We start from the raw sequence: 7,272 nt of genomic DNA on the forward strand, positions 1-7,272 counted from the left end.
CTGGTACCGGGCCTCCCGTCTGCGGTCGGTCGCGTCGACTACGCGAGCTGCGACGCCGATGCGGACGTCAGCGGCACGATCACGCCGTGCGACTCACGCAGCACGTCGAGCGTGCGCTGGACCTCGTCCGCGCGCTCCTCGGTCGTCCAGCCGAGCGCCTCGGCGAGCACGTCGGCCAGCTCGTCGAGCAGGTCGATCGTGACCCCGCCGACGAACGCCAGGTTCGTGCGGCGCAGGACGACGTCGACCAGGTGGACGGCCTGCTCGTGGCGGGCGAAGTACGCGACCTCGGCGCGGGTGAGCGACGGGTCGGACTCGAGCGGCTCGACGGGGCTGTCGGTCAGGACGTCCACGACCTCGGCGGCACGGGTGCCGTAGCGCTCGAGCAGCCCCTCGACCAGGGACTCGTCCAGGCCGTCGCGGTGCGACTTGATCCACAGGGCGCGCTGGGCGTCCGTGGTCGGGAACTCCTTGCCACCGCCGATCGGCATGCCCGTGGTGTCGACCTTGCGGCTCATGCCGAGCTTGGTCGTCGCCTCGGTGGACAGGTGTGCAGCGAGGGCACGGAAGGTCGTCCACTTGCCACCGACGAGCGACAGCACGGTCGACTTCGGCAGCCCGGCGATCTGGGTGTCCACGATCCGGTAGTCACGGGACACGAAGCCGGGGGCGGTGTCCTCGTGGCGGGGGAGCGGACGGATGCCGGAGTAGCTGTAGACGATGTGGTCGCGGGTGACGTCGATCTGCGGGAACACGTGCTTGACGAGCCCGAAGAAGTAGTCGATCTCCTCGTCGGTCGTCGTGACCGGCTTCGAGGGGTCGGCGTCGATGTCGGTCGTGCCGATGAGCACCCGGCCCTTGAGCGGGTAGATGAGGACGATGCGGCCGTCGTCGTTCTCGAAGAACAGCTCGCGGCCCTTGGTGGCCTCGAGCAGCTCGTCGTTGTGGACGACGATGTGCGAGCCCTTCGTGCCGCCCATGAACTTCGTCTCGCCGCCGAACGCCTCGTTCGTCAGGTCGGTCCAGGGGCCGGAGGCGTTGATCACGACGTCGGCCGTGAAGACGAACTCGTCGCCGGTCTCGCGGTCGCGCAGCAGGACGCCGCCGTCGCGGGTCCCGGCTGCCTCGACGTAGTTCGTGGCGCGGGCGGTCGCGGCTGAGCCGCTCCCGGCTCCCGCGGCCAGGCCGTCCTTCAGGACGTCGAGGGCCAGGCGCTCGGGCTCGTGCACGCTCGCGTCGTAGTAGGTGCCCGTGTACTTCAGGTCCTTGTTGAGGGCGGGCATGTCCTCGAGCGCGGCCTTCTTGGTGCGGAAGACGTGCTTCGGGACGGAGCCGCCGTCACGCGAGAAGGAGTCGTAGATCGTCATGCCGATCTTGATGAGCATCGCGCCGCGCTCCTTCGTGGAGCGCTGCTTGTGCGTCAGCATGCGCAGCGGGGCGTTCATGATGCCGGAGAACGTCGAGAAGATCGGCATGGTCGTCTGCAGCGGCTTGACGTAGTGCGGGGCGATGCGGATCAGGCCGTTGCGCTCCTGCACGCTCTCGCGCACCAGGCGGAACTCGCCGTTCTCCAGGTAGCGGATGCCGCCGTGGATCATGTGGCTCGAGGCCGCGGAGGCGCCGGAGGCGTAGTCGCCACGCTCGACCAGGGCGACGTCGACGCCCTGGAGCGCCAGGTCGCGGAACGTCGCGATGCCGTTGATGCCGCCGCCGACGACGAGGACCTGCGCGTTCGGGCGCTCGGTGAGGGCGGTCACCGTGTTCCGGGGCTGTGTCTTCTTCGACATGGTTCGTCGCTTCCTTCGTCTGTTCGTGGGGTCAGGATCGATCGTGCGCTCGTTCGACAGGGCGGGCAACTCGCGTGCACGAACGTGCAGCACACGTGTCGTCCAGGCCCGACACGGCGGTCAGGAGGCGCGGCAGGGGTTGCAGAGGCCCTGCACGTCCGTGCATGGTTGCGTTCGACAGATCGGAGCACCATGAGCGATGCGGCTCAGCCCATGCGCACGCAGCAGGCGCTGCGCGCCGCCCACCTGTACTACCTGCAGGACCTGACGATGGACGCCATCGCCGACGAACTCGGCACCTCGCGCTCGTCGGTGTCGCGGCTGCTGAAGTACGCGAGGGACACCGGGCTCGTCGACATCCAGATCCGTTCGCCCCTGGACCAGGCCGCTGCGCTGAGCCGGAGCATCCGCTCCCGCTTCGGGGTGCACGCGCACGTCGTCCCGGTGCCGGACCACACGAGCGACGTCGACCGGCTCGAGCGGGTGGCGCTGTCCGCCGCCCGGATCCTGACGCAGTACGTCGAGTCGAACATGGTGATCGGGATCTCGTGGGGTTCGACCGTGAGTGCGGTCAGCCGCTACCTGGTGCCGAAGACCACCCACGGCTCGACGATCGTGCAGATCAACGGCGCCGCGAACACCCGCACCACGGGCATCGTCTACGCGTCCGAGATCCTGCGCCGGTTCGGCGAGGCCTACGGTGCGTTCGTGCAGCAGTTCCCGGTGCCGGCGTTCTTCGACGACCCCGCGACGAAGGAAGCGCTGTTCCGGGAGCGCTCGATCCGCCGTGTGCTCGACCTGCACGAGCGGATGGACCTCGTCGTGTTCGGTGTCGGTGCCCCGCAGGCCCCGGTGCCCTCGCACGTGTACTCCGGCGGGTACCTCGACCCCGAGGACCGCGACGAGCTCACGCAGGCGGGGGTCGTCGGTGACGTCTCGACGGTGTTCTACCGGGCCGACGGCTCGTGGAAGGACATCGGGGTGAACGCCCGCGCCGGCGCTCCGGACCTCGACACGATCAAGCGCGCGCCGCGGCGGGTCTGCGTCGTCGCCGGGCGGTCGAAGGCGGCGTCGCTGCGGGGCGCGCTGGCCGCCGGGCTCATCACGGACCTGATCCTGGACGAGAGCGTGGGGCAGGCGATCCTGCAGCCCTGAGAGTCAGGACCTGACGCAGTTTGTCGGTGGTCGGTCCTAGGTTCTGGAGCATGGTGCTCTCTCTCGAACAGCCCGGCCAGCGGTACTTCCGTCGGATGGTCGGCAGCGACGTCGACCAGGCGCTCGCGTTCTTCGGGAGCGACTACGACTTCCGTGCACCACTGGTCCGTCGCACCCACGAGAACGCCCACTGGGACTTCGCCGGCGTCGGCGACGGACGGATGTCCCTGCGCTCGTCGCGGTTCATGGTCGACCTGCGGAGCGAGAGCCAGGTCGACGACGAGTTCCTGGTCGCCTGGATGCGCAGCGGTTCGAGCCGGATCACCTCGGGCGGCGAGACGTACGAGCTCGAGGCCGGGGTGCCCGTCGTGCTGCCCTTCGCCGAGCCGTACGCGCTGCACCACCGCGACATCGCCCTGAACCTGGTCCATCTGGACCGCGACTTCGTCCGAGCCGTGGCCGGTGACGACGACTTCGCCTTCGAGCCGATGCGCCGCCCGACGGCCGACGGCATCGCGCTGTGGCGGTCGGTGGTGCGGAAGTACTCGGCCACGTGGCTCGACGTCGACCGGTCGATGAGCCCGATGGTGCAGCACGACATCGCCGAGGCCTTCGTGACCGCGGCCATCCGGGCCTTCCCGCAGCGCGACAAGTGGCGTGCGACGGTGTCCGGCAGCGGCCCCGAGCACGACCGTCTGCGCCGGGCGCTCGAGTTCGTGCACGAGCACGCGCGCGAAGCGATCGGCACGCCGGAGATCGCCGCGGCGGCGGGGCTCAGCCCCCGCGGCCTGCAGCAGTCCCTTCGTCGGCACCTCGACCAGACGCCGGGGGAACTCCTGCGCGGCGTGCGACTCGACGGCGCCCGGACCGACCTGGTCGGCAGCGGCCTGGACGAGACGACGGTGGCCGAGATCGCGCGGACGTGGGGCTTCGGGCACCTCGGGCGCTTCTCGGCGACCTACCGCAGCCGTTTCGGAGAGCTGCCGAGCGAGTCGCTGCGCGGGCACTGACCGACTGCTGCTGCGGACCGTTCCGCCGAATCTCGTGACACGGATCACGCTGCCGCTGTCCGGATGTTCGGCTCAGTGCTGCTGTGGGCGAATCCGGTGCTCAATGGACGGGACGAACGCACCGCCCACGAAGGAGTCAGCATGCGCATCGGCGTCCCCACCGAGATCAAGAACAACGAGTACCGCGTCGCGGCCACGCCCGCCGGTGTCGCCGAGCTCGGATCGCACGGCCACCAGGTGCTTGTGCAGGCCGGGGCCGGGTCCGGTTCGGCCTTCACCGACGACGAGTACCGCACCGCCGGCGCCACGATCGTCGACACCGCGGCCGAGGTGTGGGAGCGCGCCGAGCTGATCCTCAAGGTGAAGGAGCCGGTCGCGTCGGAGTACCCGATGATCCGGCCGGGCCAGGTGCTCTTCACCTATCTGCACCTCGCCGCCGACCGACCGCTGACCGACGCGCTCATCGACTCGGGTGCGACGGCGATCGCCTACGAGACCGTGCAGCTGCCGGACCGCTCGCTGCCCCTGCTGTCGCCGATGTCCGAGGTCGCCGGGCGACTGTCCGCCCAGGTCGGCGCGTTCCACCTGATGCGCACGAACGGCGGGCGCGGGCTGCTGCTCGGCGGGGTCCCCGGCACGCCGAAGGGCCGCGTGGTCGTCATCGGCGGTGGTGTCGCGGGGGAGCACGCCGCGACGATGGCGCTCGGCATGGGCGCCGACGTCACCGTGTTCGACATCAGCCTGCCGCGGCTCCGGGCACTGGACGCCCGGTTCGACGGCCGCGTCACGACCCTGCGCTCGTCGGCGCACGCCATCGCCGAGGCCCTGCGCGACGCCGACCTGGTGATCGGCTCCGTGCTCATCCCCGGGGCGTCCGCGCCGAAGCTCGTCACCGACGCGATGGTCGCCGACATGCGGCCGGGCTCGGTGCTGGTCGACATCGCGATCGACCAGGGCGGCTGCTTCGAGGGCTCGCACCCGACCACCCACGACGACCCCACGTTCGCCGTGCACGACACCGTGTACTACTGCGTGGCGAACATGCCCGGCGCCGTTCCGCGCACGAGCACGATCTCGCTGACCAACGCCACGCTGCCGTACGCCGTCGCGATCGCCGACCGTGGCTGGGAGGCCGCGCTCGAGGCCGACCCCGCACTCGCCGCCGGCCTGAACGTGCACGACGGCCGGGTCACGAACGCCGCGGTCGCCGCCGCGCACGGCCTGGTCGCGTCCGCGCGCTGATTCTTCGCGAGTCTGTCGCGCGAGTCTGCCGCGCGAGTCTTCGCGCTGAGCGACACCTCACGGCCCAATCGCTGCGTGAGGTGTCGCTCAGCCCGAAACGACGCGCAGGTAGCCGCGCGTCAGGCGGCCACCGGGGCCGCCGCCCGACCGGCACGCCCGCCGACCCAGCCGGCGCGGGCACGCACCACCAGGGTCACGACGACCACGGCCGCCGCAGCCACCACGGCCGCGACCGCCGTCGGCACGGAGACGAGCGGTCCCTCGAACCGGGCCACGGCGACCCACGCCAGACCCCACGCGACCGAGGCCATGGGTGCCAGGCGTCCCCGGCCCCACAGCGCGATGAGGACCCCGACGAGCCCGGCCACCGCGGCGACGACCACGCCCCACGGGTCCTGCCCGAGTCCGAAGCCCCGGAAGCCCGCCGCCGTCAGTACCGCAGCGGTGTTCGCGGCCGTCGCGACGCAGACCCACCCCAGGTACAGCCCGAACGTGCCGTCGGTCAGGATCGCCTCGACGACCCCGCGGGACGGGGTGCGGCGCAGGATCGTGAACGTCCAGATCAGCACGGCGAGCAGTGCGACGATGATCGGCTCGCTCGCCCACAGGAACCCGAACTGCACCGACAGGATCCACGCGGCGTTGAGCAGCAGGGAGAGCACCGCCGGCACCACCAGCCGCTCGTGCCGTTCGTCGTTCGCGGTGCGGAAGAGCTGCAGGACCGCGTAGCCGATGAGCCCGGCGTAGACGACACTCCAGATCGAGAAGGCCGGGCCGTCCGGGGCGATCGCGGTCGAGGACGCCGACAGGGCGCCACCGGCGGCGTCCTGGATGGGCGTGCCGCCGGCAGCGCCCGACCCGACGTACGCGCCGATGACGGCGACGACTGCGCTCACGGCCACCGCGATGCGCTTCCAGATCCTCTTCATGACAGTCCCTTTCGTCAGCATGCTGATGACCTGCACCGTAGGCGGCCGGTAGCGGCGGCCGTGCAGCGCACGTTCAGGCAGGACGCGGGGCGTGTGGCGGGGCCTCCAGGCCGGAGACCGGCCACCCTGCGTACGGTGGGCGCGTGAGCGTCGAACTGAACACCGTCTACATCGACCGGATCGCACCGATCGCGAGTCCGTCCCTCGACGACACCTTCCGAATGCTCGACGAACAGGGCGCCAGCGCGTGCATCGTCCTGCACCAGCCCGACGCCGAGGAACTCGGCGACGTCGCGGTCGCCCTCGGCCTGCACGAACTCGCCGTCGAGGACTCCGCCGAGGGGCACCAGCGACCGAAGCTCGAGCGCTACGGCTCGACGTTGTTCGTGGTGCTCAAGCCGGCGCTGTACAACGACCAGCAGGAAGAGGTGGCGTTCGGCGAGGTGCACGCCTTCGTCGGTGAGACCTTCTTCCTCGCCGTCGTGAAGGCCGACCCCCGCGGCAAGCAGACCGTTCCCCGGGCGCTGCAGCGGTTGAGCGGCAAGCCGGGGCTGGTGACCGTCGGCCCGCAGGCGCAGCTCTGGGCGCTGATGGACTCCATCGTCGACGGCTACGTGCCGGTGATCGACGGACTCGAGGAGGACATCAACCAGATCGAGGACCAGCTGTTCTCGGGCGAGGCCGGGGTGTCCCGGCGCGTGTACGAGCTGTTCGGCGAGGTCGTCGACTTCCAGCGTGCCGCGCGTCCGCTGGTCTACATGATCGAGAACCTGCACCGCGGCGCCGAGAAGTACCACCTGCCGATCGAGATGCAGCGGCGGTTCCGCGACGTCCTCGACCACGCGATCCGGGTGGTGGAGCGACTCGACACGTTCCGACAGCTGCTGCAGAACGCCCTGACCGTCGACTCGACCCTGGCGGCGCAGAAGCAGAACGACGACACGAAGAAGATCTCCGGCTGGGCGGCGATCCTGTTCGCGCCGACGCTCATCGCCGCGATCTACGGGATGAACTTCACGCACATGCCCGAACTCGGCTGGACGTGGGGGTACCCGCTGTCGATCGTCGCGATGGTCCTGTTCGCCGCGATCCTGTACGTGGTGTTCAAGGTCAAGCGCTGGTTCTGAGCCGCAACCGGAGCCGCGCCGC

The 7,272-nt window shown here is 70.4% G+C and carries 6 protein-coding genes; 4 read left to right on the plus strand and 2 right to left on the minus strand.

Going from position 1 to position 7,272, the window contains the following annotated elements:
* Positions 1-38 precede the first annotated feature (38 nt).
* Positions 39-1,787 carry a glycerol-3-phosphate dehydrogenase/oxidase gene (locus tag BIU91_RS08450; protein ID WP_071405049.1) on the minus strand — a complete coding sequence of 583 codons (1,749 nt, stop codon included), beginning with the start codon at positions 1,785-1,787 and terminating at the stop codon, positions 39-41.
* Between the two features lie 192 nt (positions 1,788-1,979).
* Between BIU91_RS08450 and BIU91_RS08455 the strand changes: the two genes are divergently transcribed.
* From BIU91_RS08455 to ald, 3 genes are all read left to right on the plus strand, one after another.
* Entirely contained in the window at positions 1,980-2,942 is a 963-nt protein-coding gene (locus BIU91_RS08455) for a sugar-binding domain-containing protein (protein WP_027466231.1), read from the plus strand.
* Between the two features lie 50 nt (positions 2,943-2,992).
* A complete protein-coding gene (locus BIU91_RS08460) occupies positions 2,993-3,952 on the plus strand; it encodes an AraC family transcriptional regulator (protein ID WP_071405050.1) in 960 nt (319 codons plus the stop codon).
* Between the two features lie 141 nt (positions 3,953-4,093).
* Entirely contained in the window at positions 4,094-5,194 is a 1,101-nt protein-coding gene (gene ald, locus BIU91_RS08465) for an alanine dehydrogenase (protein ID WP_071405051.1), read from the plus strand.
* 119 nt (positions 5,195-5,313) lie between these two features.
* Here the strand turns inward: ald and BIU91_RS08470 are convergent, their stop codons facing one another.
* Positions 5,314-6,123, minus strand: a complete 810-nt coding sequence (locus BIU91_RS08470; RefSeq protein ID WP_071405052.1) for a tryptophan-rich sensory protein — start codon at positions 6,121-6,123, stop codon at positions 5,314-5,316.
* 143 nt (positions 6,124-6,266) lie between these two features.
* Between BIU91_RS08470 and BIU91_RS08475 the strand changes: the two genes are divergently transcribed.
* Positions 6,267-7,250 (plus strand): magnesium and cobalt transport protein CorA, encoded by a 984-nt coding sequence (locus BIU91_RS08475; protein ID WP_071247679.1) that lies wholly within the window; start codon positions 6,267-6,269, stop codon positions 7,248-7,250.
* Positions 7,251-7,272 lie beyond the last annotated feature (22 nt).

The sequence above is a fragment of the Curtobacterium sp. MMLR14_002 genome (assembly GCF_001864975.1).
GTDB classification, from domain to species: Bacteria; Actinomycetota; Actinomycetes; order Actinomycetales; family Microbacteriaceae; genus Curtobacterium; species Curtobacterium flaccumfaciens.